This is a genomic window from Brevundimonas sp. FV1ye7S (assembly GCF_058680995.1).
This window is the reverse complement of record NZ_CM178726.1, coordinates 1,179,568-1,198,784: the sequence shown is the minus strand read 5'-3', so window position 1 is coordinate 1,198,784 and position 19,217 is coordinate 1,179,568. Positions and strand designations below refer to the sequence as shown.

13 protein-coding genes are annotated in these 19,217 nt (G+C 67.2%); 5 read left to right on the top strand and 8 right to left on the bottom strand.

Going from position 1 to position 19,217, the window contains the following annotated elements; genetic code table 11:
* The first annotated feature begins 48 nt into the window (after positions 1–48).
* Together ACW18C_RS05715 and ACW18C_RS05710 are read left to right on the top strand one after the other, a co-directional pair.
* Positions 49–711 carry a response regulator transcription factor gene (locus tag ACW18C_RS05715; RefSeq protein WP_183196251.1) on the top strand — a complete coding sequence of 221 codons (663 nt, stop codon included), beginning with the start codon at positions 49–51 and terminating at the stop codon, positions 709–711.
* The gene (locus ACW18C_RS05710) at positions 708–2,126 is read left to right on the top strand and encodes a sensor histidine kinase (RefSeq protein ID WP_492073346.1); all 1,419 of its coding nucleotides are present in this window, start codon (positions 708–710) and stop codon (positions 2,124–2,126) included. Before ACW18C_RS05715 ends, ACW18C_RS05710 begins: the two co-directional genes overlap by 4 nt.
* 79 nt (positions 2,127–2,205) lie before the next feature.
* Here the strand turns inward: ACW18C_RS05710 and ACW18C_RS05705 are convergent, their stop codons facing one another.
* From ACW18C_RS05705 to ACW18C_RS05685, 5 genes are read right to left on the bottom strand one after another with little or no spacing between them, the layout of a single operon-like run.
* On the bottom strand, positions 2,206–3,846 hold the full coding sequence (locus tag ACW18C_RS05705) for a carboxylesterase/lipase family protein (protein ID WP_492073344.1): 1,641 nt from the start codon (positions 3,844–3,846) through the stop codon (positions 2,206–2,208).
* Positions 3,843–4,721: an SDR family NAD(P)-dependent oxidoreductase gene (locus ACW18C_RS05700; protein ID WP_492073973.1), complete on the bottom strand. Its 879-nt coding sequence runs from the start codon at positions 4,719–4,721 to the stop codon at positions 3,843–3,845. Before ACW18C_RS05700 ends, ACW18C_RS05705 begins: the two co-directional genes overlap by 4 nt.
* 48 nt (positions 4,722–4,769) lie before the next feature.
* A complete protein-coding gene (locus ACW18C_RS05695; protein ID WP_492073342.1) occupies positions 4,770–6,248 on the bottom strand; it encodes an MFS transporter in 1,479 nt (492 codons plus the stop codon).
* A 51-nt stretch (positions 6,249–6,299) separates the two neighbouring features.
* Complete coding sequence (locus ACW18C_RS05690) at positions 6,300–7,586, bottom strand: serine hydrolase domain-containing protein (protein WP_492073341.1); 1,287 nt, start codon at positions 7,584–7,586, stop codon at positions 6,300–6,302.
* 34 nt (positions 7,587–7,620) lie between these two features.
* Positions 7,621–10,269 carry a TonB-dependent receptor plug domain-containing protein gene (locus ACW18C_RS05685; protein WP_492073340.1) on the bottom strand — a complete coding sequence of 883 codons (2,649 nt, stop codon included), beginning with the start codon at positions 10,267–10,269 and terminating at the stop codon, positions 7,621–7,623.
* A 251-nt stretch (positions 10,270–10,520) separates the two neighbouring features.
* Between ACW18C_RS05685 and ACW18C_RS05680 the strand changes: the two genes are divergently transcribed.
* The gene (locus ACW18C_RS05680) at positions 10,521–11,204 is read left to right on the top strand and encodes a TetR/AcrR family transcriptional regulator (protein WP_292148015.1); all 684 of its coding nucleotides are present in this window, start codon (positions 10,521–10,523) and stop codon (positions 11,202–11,204) included.
* A 19-nt stretch (positions 11,205–11,223) separates the two neighbouring features.
* Here the strand turns inward: ACW18C_RS05680 and ACW18C_RS05675 are convergent, their stop codons facing one another.
* From ACW18C_RS05675 to ACW18C_RS05665, 3 genes are all read right to left on the bottom strand, one after another.
* Positions 11,224–12,699, bottom strand: a complete 1,476-nt coding sequence (locus ACW18C_RS05675; protein WP_492073338.1) for an AMP-binding protein — start codon at positions 12,697–12,699, stop codon at positions 11,224–11,226.
* A 278-nt stretch (positions 12,700–12,977) separates the two neighbouring features.
* Positions 12,978–14,156, bottom strand: a complete 1,179-nt coding sequence (gene bktB, locus ACW18C_RS05670; RefSeq protein ID WP_492073336.1) for a beta-ketothiolase BktB — start codon at positions 14,154–14,156, stop codon at positions 12,978–12,980.
* A gap of 90 nt (positions 14,157–14,246) precedes the next feature.
* Positions 14,247–15,164, bottom strand: a complete 918-nt coding sequence (locus ACW18C_RS05665; RefSeq protein WP_492073335.1) for an SDR family NAD(P)-dependent oxidoreductase — start codon at positions 15,162–15,164, stop codon at positions 14,247–14,249.
* A 177-nt stretch (positions 15,165–15,341) separates the two neighbouring features.
* Here ACW18C_RS05665 and ACW18C_RS05660 point away from each other — a divergent pair, with 177 nt between their 5' ends.
* Positions 15,342–17,513, top strand: coding sequence for a TonB-dependent receptor (locus ACW18C_RS05660; RefSeq protein WP_492073333.1), 2,172 nt, complete (start codon positions 15,342–15,344; stop codon positions 17,511–17,513).
* 87 nt (positions 17,514–17,600) lie between these two features.
* Positions 17,601–19,187: an AMP-binding protein gene (locus ACW18C_RS05655; protein ID WP_492073332.1), complete on the top strand. Its 1,587-nt coding sequence runs from the start codon at positions 17,601–17,603 to the stop codon at positions 19,185–19,187.
* The last annotated feature ends 30 nt before the right edge of the window (positions 19,188–19,217 follow it).

Genomic DNA, 19,217 nt, shown 5'->3' with positions numbered 1-19,217 from the left:
CTTTCTGGTTATTGTGTCATCCATGATCCGTCGCCCCATCGCCTCGCCATGAGAATACTCGTTGTCGAAGATGACAAGGCGCTACGGCATTCGCTCGAAGCCACTCTGCATGAGGCAGGTTTCGAGGCGAGATGCATCGACAGCGGCGAACAGGCCTTACGCCTCGAAAGCTCAGAGGTCTTCGACGCCGCCATCCTGGACATCGGCCTTCCCGACATCGACGGCTTCGAAGTGCTGAGAACCCTGAGGCTGCAGGGATCATCGACCCCGGTTCTCATGCTGACGGCGCGTGACGCCCTCAGCGACCGGGTCGCGGGCCTTGACCTCGGGGCCGACGACTATCTGGTCAAGCCGTTCGCCCCCTCGGAGTTGGTCGCACGTCTCCGCGCCATCGTGCGCCGACGCCAGGGACAGGCCGCCGGCGCGGTCGTGGTCGGAACCCTCTTCTGCGACTGGCGCACCGGGCGCGCCCACGTCAACGACCGCGACCTCGCCCTGCGCCCCCGCGAATGGGCGGCCCTGCGCGTCCTGGCGTCCCGACCTGGACAGGTGGTGGACCGCGACCTGCTGGCCGCCGAGGTCTTTCCTCAGGACGAGGCGCCGTCGCTCAATGCGCTGGAAATTCACGTCGGCCGTTTGCGACGCAAGCTTCAGCCGGATGGACCGGCCGTGACCAATATCCGTGGCCGCGGGTATCGCCTCGATCCATGAGCCTCGCCCGGCCTGCCCGTTCCCACAGCCTGGTCACACGTCTGCTGATCGCACAGGTGGCCCCTTTGGCGCTCTTCGCGGTCGTCGTTCTGGCGGTCGGCGCCTGGACGGCCCAGCGGGTGGTGGCCAACAATGCGGACCGCCTGCTGGCCGGCGCGCTTCAGACCATCCGCGAGACGGTGTCGGTCGCGGAGGGTCGCATCACCGTGGATGTCGCGCCCTGGGCCTTGGCTCTGCTGGACGGTCCCGAGCGTGACGCCGTCTTCTACAGCGTCCGCGAAGGCGATCGCCTCGTCACCGGCTATGCCGAACTGCCCAATCTCCCTGAGGCCCGGACGGAGGAGCCGGTCTTCGCGGACCTGTCCGTCCGGGGGGTTTCGGTGCGTATGGCGCAACAGACCCTGATCATCCCCGGCCGCGACGCCCCCATCCGCGTCTCGGTGGCCCAGAGCCTGGATTCCCGTCGCGCCAGCCTGCGAGAGCTCTACCGCAGCATGCTGCTTCTCCCCGGCCTGCTGGTGGTGCTTGCCGCGCTTCTGATCTGGCCGGCCCTGCAATGGGGCCTGAACTCGCTGAAGCGTCTGATCGACGACCTGACGCGCCGCCCCAGCCCCTCTTCCGACTTCGCCCCGGCCAATGTCGATCTGGCGCCCCGCGAATTGTGGCCCGTTCTGAACGCCTTCAACCATCTGCTGGCGCGGCTTGAGACTTCCACTTCCGGCATTCAGCGGTTCGCGGCCGACGCCTCGCATCAACTGCGCACGCCGCTGTCGGTCCTCTCCGCCAATCTTGACCTTCTGGCCGGCTCCTCCCGCCCCTGGACGGCTCAGGAACGGCGGTTGATCGCAGACTCTCGCGACGCCGTCGGCGGCATGACGCGGCTGGTCGGTCAGCTGCTGTCGACGGCCCGGGCCGACGGGGCCCGGATAGACACCTCCGCCGACCTCGGCCGCGCGGCGCGGCGCGCCTGTCAAGCCGCTCGGGAGCGCCGCGCCTTTGCCGACGGCGCCCTGCGCCTTCGCCTTCCGGCCGAGCCGGTCATTGTCCTCGGCGCCGAAGACCTCATCACCGAACAGATCCTCAACCTGATCGACAACGCCTTCCACCACGGCGCGCCGCCGGTGGTCGTTCATGTCCGCATGACGGGCCGACAGGCCGCTGTCTGCGTCTGGGATCACGGACCGGGCGTGGATGAAGCCGTCCTTCCCCACCTCACCGACCGCTTCTTCCGCGCCGGCTCACCCCAGACGCCCGGCTCCGGCCTCGGTCTGGCGATCGTTCACACCCTCTCCGAGGCCCAAGGCGCAGAATTCCGACTAAGCAATCGCAGGGGGATGCGAAGCGGCCTGATCGGGAGGATCGCTTTTCAGCTTGAGAAGCTGGATGAAGTTATCGGCCACAACGCTTCAGCATGATTGACTTGGTCGGCTGGGGCTTAAGTCTATTATTTCAGGCCGCTGCACCTGCCCGCTCACGCCGGTGGGCTCAAACCGATCAGCTGCACCCCAAGCGTCCGACCGGCAGAAGCGGCGCGATCACGCCCACGTTCCAGTGCCAGGCGATATGGCCGACCGCCCGACGTCGGCACACCACCGTCTCGTGCAAGGCGAAACCGTTGGGCGGGTCGATCCGGGGCTCGGGGGCATTTTCAAACGCCATGTAGGCGCGCGCCGGGCCATAGGGCGGCCAGTCCGGCTCGCCGTGCGCCTGTGGCCGACCGGCCTTCACGAAGGACGTCCAGTAGCCCAGCATCGCCTCGGACAGGCGCTGCTCGACCGCCGTCTTCGGCATGGCGGGCCACCATCCCGGTATCGCCGCCGTCGTGCCGAACGCATAGGGAATCTCTGCCCCGTGGAAGGCGTGGAAGCCCCGGTCGTCGGCGGCAGGATAGCCGTGGTCGAACAGATACAGATAGGCGCCCTGCCCCACGGCCACCTGCGCCTTGGTCAGGCGCTCGGCGGACCAGCCGTACATGGCGTCCCGCGTCGTCGCCAACAGGCTCTCGCGGATGTCGCTGGCCGGATAGCGGTCCAGAAAGGCGTCCGCCAGATCGCCGTAACGCGCGCGGATCTCCCGCGTATAGGTTTGCGCGTCCGCCGGCGCGGGCGGCAGAAGGATGGGCAGGGAGCGGACTTCACCGTCGTTATACCCGGCCAGAACCGGCACGGGCGCCTGTTCGCCCCGGTCGAACGTATCGACCAGCTGACGCGGCAGGACCTGGCCGTCGATGGTGGCCAGCGGGAAATAGCCCGTGCGCGGCGTGTCGGCGATGATCGTCTCGGCGCTCAACGCCCGCAGCGCGCCAAGGTCGGTCGCGCCCAGCTTTCCGGCCCACGACAGGCCGATGGTCTCCGCGTCCGGCCAGTCCCGGAACGTGCCGTTCCGCAGTTCCGGCATGGCGATCATATAGCCGCTCTGCGCGATCGCCCCGTCGAACAGCCCGCGCGCCTGCGGCGCCGCCATCAGCAGGATGACGCTCAGCGCGCCGGCGGACTGACCCGCGATCGTCACCTTGCCGGGGTCGCCGCCGAAGGCGCCGATGTTGTCGTGAACCCAACGCAGGGCCTGGATCTGGTCGGTCAGGCCGTAGTTGCCAGAGATATTCCGTGTCGATCCCGCGCTCAGCGCCGGATGGGCCAGCCAGCCCAGAGCGCCCAGGCGATAGTTGATCGACACCACGACCACGCCCTGCTCGGCCATTCGGGCGCCGTCCGTGACCGCATCGCCGCCGGCGCCGCTGACCAGCGACCCGCCGTGGATCCAGACCATAACCGGGGCGTTGCGCGCATCCCTGGGCGCCCAGATGTTGAGGAACAGGCAGTCCTCGCTCATCGCCGCATGGTCCTGGAAGGGCGACGGCGGCTGCATGCAGGCCGCGCCGAAGCGCGTGGCCTCGCGCACGCCCCGCCATGCCGGCAGAGGCTCCGCAGGCCGCCAGCGCCGTTCGCCGACCGGGGGCTTCGCATAGGGCACGCCCCGGAAGACGGCGACCCCGCCTAGGTCTTTCCCGCGAAGATCGCCAGCCGCCGCATGGACCACCGGCCCCTCGGTCAGCGCCCCGGCCTGCGCCAGCACTGGCGACGGCGCGACCAGCCCCAGGGCGACCACCGCCGTCGCCAGCAGCCGCCCGATCATTGGCCTTCGCCCTGATAGCCGGCCTTGGCCAGCTCCAGCCGGCTCTGCTGCAGGGCGTCGGCGGGGGTGAAGGCGGTCGTCGCATCCATGATCTCGTCCCAGCGCGCCACCACCGTTTCGGCCGCATCCGCGCCGGGCGCGATGTGGACGCCCGTCGTCATCGTCACGTGCGCCGCCTCGAAGCCCCCGGCCCCGGCGCACAGGATGGTGCGCGTCGGCGCGTCCTCACGCACCAGGGCCAGCATGGCCGGGCTGACGAAGTCGGGGTTCAGCAGGCGCAGCATGTCGGCGGGCAGGATGCCCTCCATCATCTGCGTCGCCGCCGTGGGCGCCAGGCAGTTGACCTTGATGTCGTAACGCGCGCCCTCCAGGGCCAGGGTCTGCATCAGGCCGACCAGCGCCATCTTGGCCGCGCCGTAGTTCGACTGGCCGAAGTTGCCGAACAGGCCCGAGGACGAGGTGGTCATGATGATGCGGCCATAGTTCTGGTCGCGCATCGTATCCCAAACCACTTTGGTGCAATTGACCGCACCCATCAGGTGCACGTCGATCACCAGCCGGAAGTCCGCCAGGTCCATCTTGGCGAAGCTCTTGTCGCGCAGGATGCCGGCGTTGTTGACCAGGATGTCGATGCGGCCCCATCGCTGCTTCGCCTCCGCGACCATCTGTTCGACAAAGGCGAGGTCGGTCACCGAACCGACGGCCGCCACCGCCTCGCCGCCTTCGGCGACGATTTCGGCGGCGACCGTGTCGGCCGCCTCGCCCATGTCGTTGACGACCACGCGTGCGCCCCGCCGCGCCAGCAACAATGCGTGCGACCGGCCCAGGCCGCCCCCTGCCCCGGTCACGATCGCAACACGGCCATCCAGTCTGATCACGGTCTCGTCCTCATCCTAAAAATGGGTCGGCTCGCCGCCCGGACGTCAGTCCGTCGCAGCGGCCTTGTCGATCTTGCGCTGGTCCAGGTCGGCGATGATCCGCGCGTGCCGCGTCCGCGTCAGGTGGTAGCCGATCAGGAACAGCGGCGAGAGCGCCGCGAAGGCGGCCGGCAGGGGCCCGGAGATCAGCGCCAGCTTGTCCAGCACCTCTTGCGGAATGACCAGCCCAGGCCCCCGCGCGCCCAGGTCGGTAGGGAAGTGGATCGCATCCAGCGCCAGGCCGGCGATCAGCCCGCCCAGCCCGGACGCCGCCTTGTAGGCCAGCGTCAGACCCGAGAAGAACAGACCCTCGCGACGCACGCCGAACAGCCATTCATGCTCGTCGGCGGTGTCGGCCAGCATCGACTGGAAACCGATCCCGCCCACCATGATCGCCGTGCCGACCAGCAGGCCGTTGACGAACAGGATCGGCGCCGCGGCGGCGGGAGTCAGCGTGACCGGCCCGTAGAGCTGCAGCAGCGGCGGCCAGATCAGGAACAGGGCGATGGCCAGGAAGGCCGCGATCGAGAGGGTGCGCTTCTCGATATAGCGCAGGGCGAAGGCGCTGATCGGCGCGCCCAGCAACGGCCCCAGGGTGGTGCTGAGCAGGATCATCTGGATGGCGGTGGAATCCAGTTTCCAGAAATAGCGGCTGGCGTGAAGCGCCAGCGAGACATGGGCCGAATAGGCCAGGAAATAGGTCAGCACCGTCGCAAACAGGATCAGGAACGAGCGGTTGCGCGCCAGTTCGATCATCTCGCGGCCGAAGCCGGTCAGGAAATTACCTTCGCCCTTTTCCGGGCCGTGCAGCCGGGGCTGGGCCGAGCTGACCGCGCGAATGGCGATCATGCCAGCCAGGAACATGGCGGCCGCGCAACTCCAGGCGAAGGGCACATAGTTCGCACGGTCCAGCAATCCGTCGGTCCCGCTCATGAAGACGCCCAGGCCCAGCACAACCCCGATCAGAATGCCTGCGTTCTGGAACGACAGGCGGTAGGACACGATGCTGGCCCGCTCGCGATAATCGTCGGTCACTTCCGCGCCCACCGCCGTGTAGGGCAGCACGAAGCAGGACAGGGACACGCGCAGCACGATCAGACAGACGGTGGCGTAGACGAACTGCGGCAGGCCGCTCAGGGACTCCGGCATCGAGAACAGCAGACCGAACGCCGCCGCGAACGGCAGCAGGCCGAACACCATGAAGGGGATGCGCCGCCCGAACCGCGATCTCAGCCGGTCGCTGGCCAGGCCGATGGCCGGGTCCGCCACCGCATCGACCAGCAGGGCGATCAGCTTGGCCGTGCCCGCCATCGTCCCGGACATCCCGCAGACCGCCGTCAGATAGAACAGCAGGAAGAAGCCGAAGCCCGCCGCGACGATGCCGTCCGCCAGCGCGCCCGACCCGTAGGCGGCCTTGAACCGGCGGGTCAGAGGCGCGCTGCGCAAGGCCGCGGCGTTCTTTTCGTCGATGACGCTCTGTCGCATGACCGGCTCCCTGTTGTTGTTTCGATTACCGACCGGCCGACGACCGGCCGTTCACCCGGCCGATCCCGGATCGACCGGGGTCGGATTGCTCTGCAGGGCTCCGTAGATCCCCTGCTGATAGACCGGCAGCGCGCGACGCCCCGCCGCCCCCCGGCCCGTGGCGATGGTCGATCCCGAATTGGCCGACACCGGCACCTGGTGCTGGATCAGATAGATCAGGATCAGGTCGTTGGCCGGATCGGCCTGCCACCAGGTGCCGAACACGCCGGGCCAGGTCATCGAGCCCGGCGCGCCGCAGGAATAGGGATTGTCGGTCAGGTCCTCGGCGATGGACACGCCCAGACCGAAACCGGACTTGGTCCACAGATCCATTCCCGCGAAGGGCACCTGACGCTGGGCGTCCGTGAGCCGGTTGGTCCGCATCAGCCGGACCGTCTCCGGCCGCAGCAGGCGCACCCCGTCCAGTTCGCCCTCATTGAGCAACATGCGCGCGAACCTGTGGTAGTCGCCGGCCGACGAGATCAGCCCGCCGCCGCCCGGCGTATAGTCGGGCGGTTCGTCATACAGCTCCAGCTTGACCTTGCGCAGCCGATCGCCCGATTCCTCGTAGGCGTACAGGCTGGCCAGACGGTCGCGCTTGGCCGGCGGCATCCAGAAGTCGGTGTCCGACATGCCCAGCGGCGTGAAGATCCGATCCAGCAGCACCTGTCGGAAGGACTTGCCCTCCACCCGGCCGATCAGAAAGCCCAGCACGTCCGAAGAGTGGCCGTAGTGGAAGCGTTCGCCCGGCTGGTACGCCAGCGGCAGGCTTCCCAGCGCCGCCAGCCATTCATCGGCCGTCTTACGGTTCATCCCCGGATCGCCCAGAGCCGCCTCATAGGCCTGTTTGAGGGGCCCAACGGAAAAGGGCGCATAGGCGACGCCCGAACGGTGGGTCAGCAGGTTTTCCACAGTGATAGCCCGCCGGGCCGGCGTGGTGTCGTCCAGCGGCCCCGTCGCGTCGCGCAGGACCTGAAGCTCGGCCATCTCGGGAATCCACCGCGTGATCGGGTCTTCAAGCGCGATCCGCCCCTCCTCCATCAGCATGAGGGCCGCCACCGAGGTGATCGGCTTGCTCATGGAGGCGATGCGGAACAGCGTGTCGGGCCGCATCGGGGCCTTGGTCTCGATATCGCGCCAGCCGACGGCGTCGGCATGGACGACCCGCCCGCCGCGCGACGCCAGCGTCACCACGCCCGCCAGCTCGCCGCGATCGACGAAGCCCTGAAGGGCCGGTCGGATCGCGGCGAGCCGCGTCGGATCAAAGCCCAGGGCGGCGGGCGAGGCGTCATCGGGCATCAGTTACGCTTTTCTACAGACTGCGAAGACACGATCAGAAGGACTTGCGCAGGTTCAGCGCCACGAACCGTCCGATCGGATTATAGGCCCCGCCCACCCCGTCGGTGGCGGGGAAGAAGGGCGGGTCCTTGTCGAACAGGTCGTTGACCTGCAGGGCCAGGGCCGTGCCACGGGTCCAGCCGGCCTCCGGCAGGGTCCAGGTCACGCGCAAGTCCACCGTCGTATAGGCGTCCGCCTTGTAGGAACCGACGCCCGTCGGGGTGGCGAAGTTGTTGCGGATTCCGTCGCGATAGTTGACGAAGCCGGCGACGCTGACCGGGCCGGAAACCACGCCCAGGCTGGCCCTGGCGGTGAAGCGCGGCACGCCCAGATCCAGGCTGTCCGTCACCGGCGCGGCCGGCGACAACTGGGTGTCGAAGCCCAGAACATAGTTGCCGGCCAGGCCTGCATAGACGTCGCCGAAGGCCTGGGGCCAGCGGTAGTTGACGTCGAAGTCGACGCCGTCCGTCTTGCGGACCCCGAAGTTGTTCAGGCGCAGGTCCAGCAGGTTGCCGATCGCCGGCAGCGGCGTCGGCAGATTGACCGGCACGGCGATCCCCAGCAGACCGCCCAGCGTCTCGGCCGTCGGATTGCGATAGACCACCGAGGCGAAGGTCGGGTCGGTGAAGACCAGGGCCGTGGACGGCGTCCCGATCACATTGGTGTACTCGATATTGTAGTAGGTCAGGCTGGCCCGCAGGTTCGGCAGGAAGACCGGCCGCCAGTCGGCGCCGAACGACCAGGTCTCGGCCTCCTCGGGCTGCAGATCGCGATTGCCGCCCAGCAGATAGACGGTGTTGACCTGCGCCGCGCCGCGCGTCGGATCATTGGCCAGGGCGGCTGCGGTGGCGGCGTCATAGTAGTAGGCGCCGACGGTGGCCCCGACCTGACGCATGCCCGGCGCCCGGAACGACTGGCCATAGGAGCCGCGCAGGGTCAGGTCCTCGAGGGGCTCCCAGTTCACGCCGACCTTCGGATTGCTCGTGGATCCGAAGTCGCTGTAGTCATCGTAACGCCCCGACAGCGACAGCGACAGGCTGCGCACCAGCGGCATGGCGTTCGCCGAACCGACGATCGGCACGAAGACCTCGCCATAGAAGGAGTTGATGTCGCGGCTCAGGTCTTCGGGCACAGGGGTCGCGCCGACGAAGCCGGTCTGCTCGAACGTCTCGCGCCGCGTCTCTGCGCCCAGGGCGATCTTCAGTTGCCCTGCGGGGAGATCCAGCAGCGGTCCGCTCAGCTTGATCGCGCCCAGGTTGGTGCGCTGGTTGATCGTGACCGAGGTGGAGGAGTTCAGGATGGCCGCGACCACGCCCGGCGCGGTGCCCGTCCCGAACGGGTCGAGGGCGGTGGCGGTCGTCGTCCCCGCCGCCGCCGCCGCCAGCGCGCCGGCGTTGATGGTGGGCAGAAAGGCGACGTTCTCGGCCCAGTCGAAGGTGCCGTAGACGCTCAGTTCGAACTCATGCGGCAGTTGCACGTCCGCGCCGACAGACGAATTGCCCACCCGCCGTTCGTCGGTGTTGGTGAAGTGGTCGTCGCCGATCAGGTTGTCGGGACGGAACAGCACCAACTCCGTCGTGGCGCCCGTCCCCGGCGGGGCCCGGAAGAAGGGGTTGGCGCTGGTGAGCGCCACCGACTGCACCGGCGGAGAGACCTGAATCTCGTCCAGGCGATCCGTGTAGAGCACCTCGCCCCACAGCGTGACCCGGTCGGTCACGTCCTGCAGGACCGACACGAACAAGCTGTGGATGCGCGACGCGGGCAGAAGGTCGGCCGACGCGCCGTTGTCGCAGAAGTTCCGGGTGTTCGCCGCCAGGTCGGGTGCCGCGTAATAGACTGAGTAGAAGGTGGTGTTCACCAGGACGTTGGGCGCGGGACAGTTGACGCCGCGCGTGTCGATGCCGCCGAACGGACGGAAGTCCTGCAGCCGGTAATCGCGGTCGCCGCCGGTGATATTGTCGGTCCTGGTGAACTGGTAGGCCGCCAGGATCGAGCCGCCGTCCCAGGTCTTGCCTGCCAGGGCGCCGACATGGCCGGTGTAATAGTCGTCGGCCATGCCGTAGGCCGCCGACATCTCGACGCCGGAGACGTTCCGGCGGGTGATGAAGTTCACCACCCCGGCGACGGCGTCGGACCCGTAGATCGAGGAGGCGCCGTCGGCCACGACCTCGACCCGCTCGATCGCCAGGTTGGGGATCAGGGGGAAGTCGGGATTGGTCTCGTTGGCGGCGGCGGCGACCAGCCGGTGGCCGTTCATCAGCGGAAGCGTGGCGTTGGCCGGCAAGCCGCGCAGACCCGGTGCAAACGACCCCACCCCGCCCAGGCTCGGCGACGGCGCGGTGTTGAAGCTGTTCAGTTGCGGCACGCTGGCCAGCAGGTCCGGCGTATTGGCCGCGCCCAGGGTCTCGATGTCCTCGCGGGACATGCTGATCAGGTTGGAGCCAACCGGAGGCACGCCGCGAATACTGGTGCCTGTGACGACGATTTCGTCCAGATTGGCGACGGCCTTGTCCTGCGCCGTCTCGGCCGTCGTGGATTGCGCTTCGGCTGTCTGGGCGAGGCTGGGCCCCGCAGCCAGCAACAGGACGGCAAGCGACGCGCCAGAGGCGACGCGCAGCCTGACGGATTGACGGAATCCTCGCATATGTTTCCTCCCCGATGGCGGCTTTGCCGCTCTGCATTGCAGCGCCCTGCAAGAGGACGCCTCCCCAGTTCATTTACTTAGCACTAAGTTAGCCAAATCCGTCAAGTTCATTGTCTTGCGGCTAAACAAACCGCCCCTGCGTCCTTGACCCGGGCAGGCGCCGGCCTCATCGTCCGCAGCCTTGCGGGGTCTTGCACGACCCCTGGTAGAGATCAGGAGGTCCAGACCGAATGGCAGCTTCGCCGGAAAGAATGGGTCGTCGCACCCGCGCCGAGCAGCGCGCCGCGACCGAGAAGCTGATCCTGGACACCGCTGAAGATCTGTTTTCCCAGCGCGGTTATTTCGGCGTGACCATCAAGGACGTAGCCGACGCCATGGGCATCCATCCGGCGCTGATCCACTATTATCATGCCGGCAAGCAGGCGATCTTCGACGCCGTGTTCGAGCGCCGCGTCGGCTATGCGGTCACGGTCCGCACCGCCGGGCTGGACGCCTACGAGGCCCAGGCCGGCGATTCGCCGACGGTCGAAGGCGTACTGCGGGCCTATTATGACGGCGCGTTCGACGTCTACATCAACGGCGACGAGGGCTGGCGCGCGTTCGGACGGATTTTCGCCCAGGTTAACAACGCCCCTGGCTACGGCGCCGAGAAAATGGACTTCTATTTCGACCCCCTGGTGCTGCGCCTGATCCACCTGCTGCAAAAGGCCCTGCCCGACGCCGATCCGCGCGACCTGTTCTGGAGTTTTCAGTTCACCTCGGGCGCCTACACCCTGATCCTGTCGCGCACCGGGCGGATCGACCGTCTGTCTGACGACCTGTGCCGCTCGGACGACTTCGAGGCCGTGCGCGAACGGTTCGTCACCTTCATGGCCGCCGGCTTCGACGCCCTGTACAGGACCCGTCAGGCGCGGGGCGCGGCGGCCGCCGAGTAGGCGCGGCCTTTCCGCCTTTCTAGTCCAGAGGCGCGCCTTCCGTCGGCGTCAGCCGCGCCTGGCGCAGCGCCGCACGCCGCACCTTGCCGGCTTCGTCGCGCAGCGGCTCGTCGGTGAATTCGATCCGCTTGGGCAGTTTGAACCGCGCCATCCGGCCGGCCACGAAGTCGAGCAGTTCCGCTTCATCCAGGCTCGCGCCCTCGACGGGCTGGACGATGGCGTGAACCACGGCGCCCCATTCCTCGCTGGGCAGGCCGATCACCGCGCTGCCACGCACCGCCGGATGCGCCTCCAGCGCCGCCTCGACCTCCGCCGGATAGATGTTGGCGCCGCCCGAGATGATCAGATCATTGCGCCGGTCCGACAGGAACAGGTAGCCGTCGGCGTCCATGCTGCCCAGGTCGCCCATCGTCTCCCACTCGCCGATCCGGACCGACTGGCTTCCCAGATAGCGATAGGTCGAACCCGGTCCGGCTTCGGGCCGGAAATAGACCTCGCCCACCTCCCCCGTCGGCAATTCCCGGCCGGCTGCGTCGAGAATCTTCATCTCATAGCCCGGGCGCACCTGGCCGACCGACCCGCGATGGTCCAGCCAGTCGACGCCCGAGATGATGGTCGAGCCGATCCCCTCGGTCGTGCCGTAGTATTCCCAGACCCGCTCGGCCCCCAGCCAGCCGATCCACGCCTCTTTCAGCCAAGGTGCACACGGTGCGGCCATGTGCAGCATCATCCGCAAACTGGGCAGGCTGTGCTGCGCAAGCACGTCCGGCCCCAGCCGCCAGATCCGGTGCATCATCGTCGGCACCATCGTGACCCAGGTCACGCCATGTTCCTCGATCAGCTGCAGCGCGCGCAGGGCGTCGAACCTCTGCATCTCTACGATGGTGGCGCCGACGAACATCCCCATGGTGACGCAGTGGAACGGCGCATTGTGATAGAGAGGGCCGGGATTCAGAATGACGTCGCCGGGCCTTTGCAGCAGGAAGCCCTCCTGCGGATTCCACTGGGCCGTCATGGCGTCTACGATCACCTTCGGCCGGCCCGTCGACCCCCCGCTGGTCATCGCCTTCCAGTGTGGCGAGACGATTTCCGGCAGCGGATCGGCCGAGTGCAGGTCCAGTCCCTGCGGCGTCTCCGACAGGGCCGCGAGGCCCGGAACGGGCGCCTCGCCGATGAACAGCCGGGGCCGGACCAGATCCAGGATCGCCTCCATCTCCGGCCGCGCCATCTTGGCGGAGACGATGTTGGGAATGGCGCCCAGCTTCCACAGGCCGAACACGGTCTCGTAGAAGGCCAGTCCGTTGGGCAGGGCCACGGTCACGAAGTCGCCGAAACCGACGCCCTGCGCCGCCATCAGCCGGGCGCGCCGGTTCGAGCGCGCATCCAGTTCGGGGTAGCTGACCTTGTCATCTCCCACCACGACGGCCGTCCGGCCAGGATCACGGGCCGCGTGATAGGCCAGGATGGAACTCAGCGAAACTTGATGATTCGACACGGCGAGAACGACTCCGTCTGCTCCAGCGCCGCTGACTTCGACGGCGCTTACCAGGACAGCAGGCCATCCATTAACTTATCGATAAATAAATGAAAAGGGGCCGACTTGAAATCGACGGCCCGTTCACGCGTGCGACGCCAAGCAAGCTTGCCAGGTGTAGGTCGCCCTCACGGCGGCGATCGTCCCAAGGCGCCGTCTGACCGCGCACGCGGCAGCTTCGAGGGCAGGAGGGCGAACAAGGCTTCGCGGCGGGCGGCAATGCGGGTCGGCGCCGCAGGTCAGCAGCGCTCGAAGATCGCGGCGATGCCCTGGCCGCCGCCGATACACAGGGTCACCAGGGCGTAGCGGCCGCCGATGCGCTGAAGCTCGTACACAGCCTTGACGCTGTTGATTGCGCCAGTGGCGCCGACGGGATGCCCGATCGAGATGCCGCTGCCGTTCGGATTGACCTTGTCAGAGTCCAGACCCAGTTCGCGCGAGACTGCGCAGGCCTGGGCGGCGAAGGCTTCATTGGATTCGATCAGATCCATGTCGGCGATCCTCAGGCCGGCGCGCGTCAGGGCCTGCCTCACGGCAGCGATCGGCCCTAGGCCCATAACGGCCGGATCGACGCCCGCATGGCCCCAGGACACGATCCTCGCCATCGGCTTAAGCGCCAGACGCTTCACCGTCGCTTCGCCGGCCAGCACCAGGGCGGCCGCGCCGTCGTTGATCCCCGACGCATTGCCCGCCGTGACCGACCCCCCGGTCTTGAACACGGGCTTCAGTCGCTCGAAGTCGGCGCGGGAGGCATCATGACGGATATGCTCGTCGCGGTCGAAAATGATAGGTTTGCCCTTCTGCTTCACCTGGATCGGCAGGATCTGATCGACGAAACGCCCTTCCCTATCTGCGGCCGAGGCGCGGCGGTGGCTTTCATGGGCGATGTCGTCCTGGACCGCGCGATCGATGCCGTAACGTTCGGCCACGTTCTCGGCGGTCATGCCCATGTGATAGCGGTTGAACGGATCTGTCAGGGCGCCCGTGAGACCGTCCACCAGGGCGGCGTCGCCCATCTTGGCGCCGAAACGGGCGGCCGAGACCAGATAGGGCGCGCGGCTCATCGACTCGGCTCCGCCCGCCAGGGCCGTGTCCGCTTCGCCCAACCTCAGCACCTGTGCGGCGGACACCACCGCCTGCAGGCCCGAACCGCACAGTCGATTGACCCCCAATGCGGGCGTCTCGACCGCACAGCCGGACTCCAGCGCCGCCCACCGCGCCAGATAGGCGTCTCGCGGTTCCGTCTGGATCACCTGCCCAAAGACCGCATGGCCGATCGCCGCCGCCTCCAGGCCGGAACGGCGAATCGCCTCCCCCGACACTTGCGCAGCCAGTTCGGTCGGCGGCGTATCCTTCAGCGCGCCGCCGAATGCCCCGACGGCCGTCCGCACGCCGGAAAGAACGAAAACTTCGTCCATGGAGATCTTCCTCAAGCCTGAAGCCGCCCTTTCAATCAGGGCGCGATGATGATTCGGGCGCGCTGGCGCCTGCCCGCTGGCAGCGGGTTTTCAGTTCGCGACCACGCCAGGCGCCGCGGGGGCGACGCCGGACTGGACGCGGGCGGGATGACTGACCTCGTGGCTGTACTGAGCCGCGCCCGATTGGGGAACGACTTCGCCCGCACGGTCGCGGATCAGCGTCCACTGCGCCTCGATACGGTCGGCGGCGTCGGGGACTTCCCCCACCCAGACGCCCTGGGTCATGGTGATGTGGGCCTGTTCGAAGGCGCCTGCGCCGGCCAGGAGGATGGCGCGGGTCGGGGCGTTCTCGCTGGCCAGGGCCACCACGCCGGGGCTGACCATATCGGTCGACAGGCCGCGCAAGTCGTCTGCCGAATACAGGCCCTCGGTCATCCGGGTGGCGGCGCTCGGCGCTAGGCAGTTGACGTGAATGCCCGACTTCTGACCTTCCAGCGCCAGGGTCTGCATCAAACCGACCAGCGCCATCTTGGCCGCCCCGTAGTTCGACTGGCCGAAGTTGCCGTAAAGGCCCGAGGAAGATGTGGTGAAGATCACCCGGCCGTAGCCCTTCTCGCGCATATGCGGCCACGCCGCCTTGGTCAGGTTGACCGAGCCCATCAGGTGCACGTCCAGCACCAGGGCGAAGTCGTCGAGATCCATCTTGGCGAAGGTCCGGTCTCGCAGGATGCCGGCGTTGTTGACCAGAATATCCACGCTGCCCCAGCGCTCGACCACCGCTTCCACCATGGCGAAGACGCCGGGGCGGTCGGTGACGCTGCAGCACCACGGCATAACCTCGCCGCCTTCGGACCGGATTTCGGCGGCGACCGCTTCGCACGCCTCTGACGACAGATCGTTGACCACGACCTTCGCACCATGACGCGCCAACGCCATCGCATGGCTGCGGCCCAGGCCCCCGCCCGCACCGGTGACGATCGCGATCCGTCCGCTGAGATCAATAGCCATGATGGTCTCCCTGCCTTCGCCGTGTTGGCCGGCGTTTCAGCGCCTGCACTCTCATCATCCTGGCCAAAAGGTCAACATTCACCAGCCGGCTAGTGAATGTTGACATGATGAGAAATCGGTGAGACGGTGCTCCCACGGCGCCGACAGAGCGCCTGAGGAAACACCGAGGAGGAAATCATGGGGCGCAAGCTCTGGCTGACCACATCCGCCGCCGTCCTGCTGTGGGCCGGAGCCGCCCAGGCTCAGGACGCCACGACGCAACAGACGGACGACCAGCAAAAAGCGACTGAGGTAGGGGAAGTCGTCGTCACGGCCGAACGCCGCACGACGAACCTTCAGGAAACTGCGGTGGCCGCCACCGTGCTATCCGGCGACAGCCTCGATGACCGCGGAGTCTTCTCCCTCGAGCAGTTGCAGTTCGTGGCGCCGTCCACGACGGTGCAGAATTTCGGCCAGGGGAACTATTTCAACGTCCGAGGCATCGGAAAATCCGAGCCCACCACCGCCATCGGCGTGGGCGTGACCACCTATCGGGACGGGGTGCCCGTCTTCCCCGGATATTTCCAGACGGAGCCGTATTACGACATCGGCAGCGTCGAACTGCTGCGGGGGCCCCAAGGCACCTTCGCGGGCACGAACGCTACGGGTGGCGCGGTCTTCATCACGTCTCGCAACCCCGATTTCACGGGGCTGAACGGCTATGTGATGGGCCAAGTCGGCAACTACGACAACCTCAAGGTCCAAGGGGCGATAAACCTCCCCCTCACCGACACCCTCGCGGCCCGTTTCGCGATGAACACGGAGAAACGCAGCAGCTTCCACGACATCACCGGCCCCTACCGCAGTCATCCAGGCGACGTGGACATGAACAGCGCGCGCGCCAGCTTCCTGTGGACGCCTACGCCGGCGCTGCGAGTGCTACTGAAGGGCGACTACAACAAGCTGGATTTCGGCGGCTATCCGGCCGATCCCGTCCTTTCCACCAACGATCCGTTCGAGATCACGGCGAACGGCCCGCACTCCGGCGTCGACGAGACGGCGCGTGTATCGCTGAACGTCAGCTATGTGTTCGACAACGGCATAACCCTGCGTTCGATTACCGGTTACCAGGACGGGATCAGCGAGTTCTCGACCGACCTCGACGGCACCAGCGCGCTGAACAACACCTTCTATGACCGCGTCGAGGAAGAGGTCTGGTCACAGGAGATCAACCTCGTCTCGCCCGACAACCAACGCCTGACGTGGCTGCTGGGCGCCTTCTGGCAGCAGGACAAGGTCACCTTCCCCGTCACAACCTTCCCGCAAGGCGCCTATCACGTCGGCTTCCCCGAAGGCGTGCTCGACTATTACATCTTCGGCGAGACGCCGAAGGAGACCAAGGCTGTCTTCGGCCAAGTCAGCTATGACATCTCCGACCGGCTGCAAATCCAGTTGGGCGCCCGCTGGTCCGAGAGCACCTCGCGCAACGAGAATGTGTATACGACCTATCCGGCGCTTGGCCTGCAGTTGCTCCAGAACGACGAGGTCACGGCCGAAAAGACCACCGGCAAGCTGAGCATCAACTACAAGGTCGATGACAACAATTTCGTCTACGGGTTCGTGGCGAACGGCTTCAAGATGGGCGGGCTGAACGCGCCGAACTTCTATGCTCCGGCAAGCTCGTTCGGACCGGAAGACGTGGTCGACTACGAACTGGGCTGGAAATCGACCCTGTTCGGCGGTCAGGTCCGCACCCAGCTGGGCGCCTATTACATGACTTATGAGGGCTTCCAGGTCGTCGTCGGCGATCCAGCTGTTCCGCTGTTCAGTTCGATCGTCAATGTCGCGGACGAAACCGTCCTGATGGGGCTGGAGGCCTCGGCCCAGGTGCGTCTGAAGGCCTGGACGATGGACGTCGGCGCCGCGGTCTCAAACTCCGAGCTCGGCGAATTCTACGCCGCCGATCCCCGCGTCGCGCGCAGCGGCACGTGCGACGCAACCACCGGACCGGCGACCGCCAACTGTCTGAATCTCGACGGAAACACCCAGGGGTATGCGCCCGAGCTGACCTTCAACATCGGGGTCCAGTACGACTTCGCCCTGCCCAACGGCGCGACCCTGTCGCCCCGCATAGACTACGCCCACATCGGCGAAGCCTGGACGAGCATCTTCAACAATGAGGCTCTGGGCGACCGTCTGGAAGCCCGCAATCTGGTCAACCTGCTGCTCAGCTACAAGACCGGCGACTGGACGCTGGCGGCCTATGCGCTGAACGCGACGGACCAGACCTACATAGCCGCAGTCAACTCGCGTCTCCGCTATGCGGGCGCTCCCCGCCAGTTCGGCGTCAATCTGACGAAGACCTTCTGACACTTCCGGGGCGGCGGTCGACCGGCCGCCGCCCTGTTCGCTCACCGGCTTGCCGGCCCCTGAAACCGTCTGGACTATCGCTCAAGGATGATCGGCTCCTCCCCCGGCCTCATGCAGGACTACCCCCTGACCGTGGACCGCTTTCTGGAACACGGCGCGAAATGGCACGGCGCCGCCCTGGTGGCGACGGCCGGCGCAGAGGCCGACCAGAGCATCGGCTACGCGGCGCTGCGGGACCGGGCCAATCGCCTGTCCGGCGCCCTGATCGATCTCGGGCTGAAGCCGGGCGACCGTATCGCCACCCTGGCCTGGAACACCCAGCACCACGTCGAGGTCTGGTACGCCTCAATGGGCGTCGGCCTGGTCTGCCACACCCTGAACCCGCGACTGACCGTCGCCCACCTGGCCGCCATGGTCGCCAAGGCCGACGACCGGGTCCTCGCCGTCGGGGCCGGCCTGCGTGACACGGCCGAGGCCCTGCTGGACGCCTGCCCTTCGCTCGAGCGCCTGATCCTGCTGGATGGAGACACGCCGGAAGCCGGACGGCCTGAGGTGATCGACCTGGAAGGCCTGCTGGAAGCGGGCGGTCGCGCTGTGCGGTGGGGACAGTTCGACGAGACGGCCCTGGCAGGGCTATGTTTCACCTCCGGCACCACCGGCGCGCCCAAGGGCGTGGGCTATACTCACCGCTCCAACTACCTGCACACCCTTCGCGCGCTGCAGGCGGATTCCATCGCCCTGACCGCCCGCGACAGCGTCCTGGTGGCCGTGCCGATGTTCCACGCCAACGCCTGGGGCCTGCCGTTCGCAGCGCCGGCCGTCGGCGCCCGGCTGGTCCTGCCCGGTCGATCGACTGACGGGGCCAATCTGGCGAGACTGATCTCCAGGCATGAGGTGACCGTGGCCGTGGGCGTGCCGACCGTCTGGCTGGGCCTGCTGGACCACCTGGACGCTACGGGCGGAGAGACTCCCAGCCTCGAACGCGTCATCATCGGCGGATCGAGCTGTCCCGACAGCCTGCTGCAGCGGATGGAGCAGCGGCTGGGCGCCACGGTGCAGACCAGTTGGGGCATGACGGAGCTCTCGCCGCTCGGCGCCATCTCGCCGCGCAGCGACAAGCCCGGCGCGGCGCGCGGTTCGGGTCGTCCGCCCCTCGGCCTGGACCTTCTGCTCACCGACGCCGACGGGGCTCCCTTGCCCGATCAGCGCAACACGGTCGGCCGTCTGAAGGTGAAGGGCCAGAGCGTCGTGAACGCCTATTTCGGCGCCGGCGCTTCGGCTGTCGATGAAGACGGCTGGTTCGACACGGGCGATCTGGCCCAGCTGGATGACGACGGCAACCTGACCCTGGCCGGTCGCTCCAAGGATCTGATCAAGTCGGGCGGCGAGTGGATCAATCCCGTCGAGATCGAGGAAATCGTCGGCGCCCTTCCCGCCGTCGGGCTGGTGGCGGTGATCGGCCGCGCCGATCCCAAATGGGGAGAGCGCCCTTTGATGGTGATCGAACCCGCCTACGGACAGCAGATCGAGGACGAAAATCTGAGGGCGGCTCTTAAGGGCCAAGTGGCCGACTGGTGGATTCCCGAACGGATCGTTCGGGTAGAGGCCATGCCTCTGGCCGCTACGGGCAAGATCAACAAGGCACTGCTTCGCGCCACCTATGGAGACGCCTAGGATGACGGCCGTCTCCATCATCGAGTCGGC

Bases quoted from the DNA above. Each gene is read 5' to 3' on its own strand.
- ACW18C_RS05715 (WP_183196251.1), top strand. From the start codon at position 49: ATGAGAATACTCGTTGTCGAAGATGACAAGGCGCTACGGCATTCGCTC.
- ACW18C_RS05710 (WP_492073346.1), top strand. From the start codon at position 708: ATGAGCCTCGCCCGGCCTGCCCGTTCCCACAGCCTGGTCACACGTCTG.
- ACW18C_RS05705 (WP_492073344.1), bottom strand. From the start codon at position 3,846: ATGATCGGGCGGCTGCTGGCGACGGCGGTGGTCGCCCTGGGGCTGGTC.
- ACW18C_RS05695 (WP_492073342.1), bottom strand. From the start codon at position 6,248: ATGCGACAGAGCGTCATCGACGAAAAGAACGCCGCGGCCTTGCGCAGC.
- ACW18C_RS05690 (WP_492073341.1), bottom strand. From the start codon at position 7,586: ATGCCCGATGACGCCTCGCCCGCCGCCCTGGGCTTTGATCCGACGCGG.
- ACW18C_RS05685 (WP_492073340.1), bottom strand. From the start codon at position 10,269: ATGCGAGGATTCCGTCAATCCGTCAGGCTGCGCGTCGCCTCTGGCGCG.
- ACW18C_RS05680 (WP_292148015.1), top strand. From the start codon at position 10,521: ATGGGTCGTCGCACCCGCGCCGAGCAGCGCGCCGCGACCGAGAAGCTG.
- bktB (WP_492073336.1), bottom strand. From the start codon at position 14,156: ATGGACGAAGTTTTCGTTCTTTCCGGCGTGCGGACGGCCGTCGGGGCA.
- ACW18C_RS05665 (WP_492073335.1), bottom strand. From the start codon at position 15,164: ATGGCTATTGATCTCAGCGGACGGATCGCGATCGTCACCGGTGCGGGC.
- ACW18C_RS05660 (WP_492073333.1), top strand. From the start codon at position 15,342: ATGGGGCGCAAGCTCTGGCTGACCACATCCGCCGCCGTCCTGCTGTGG.
- ACW18C_RS05655 (WP_492073332.1), top strand. From the start codon at position 17,601: ATGATCGGCTCCTCCCCCGGCCTCATGCAGGACTACCCCCTGACCGTG.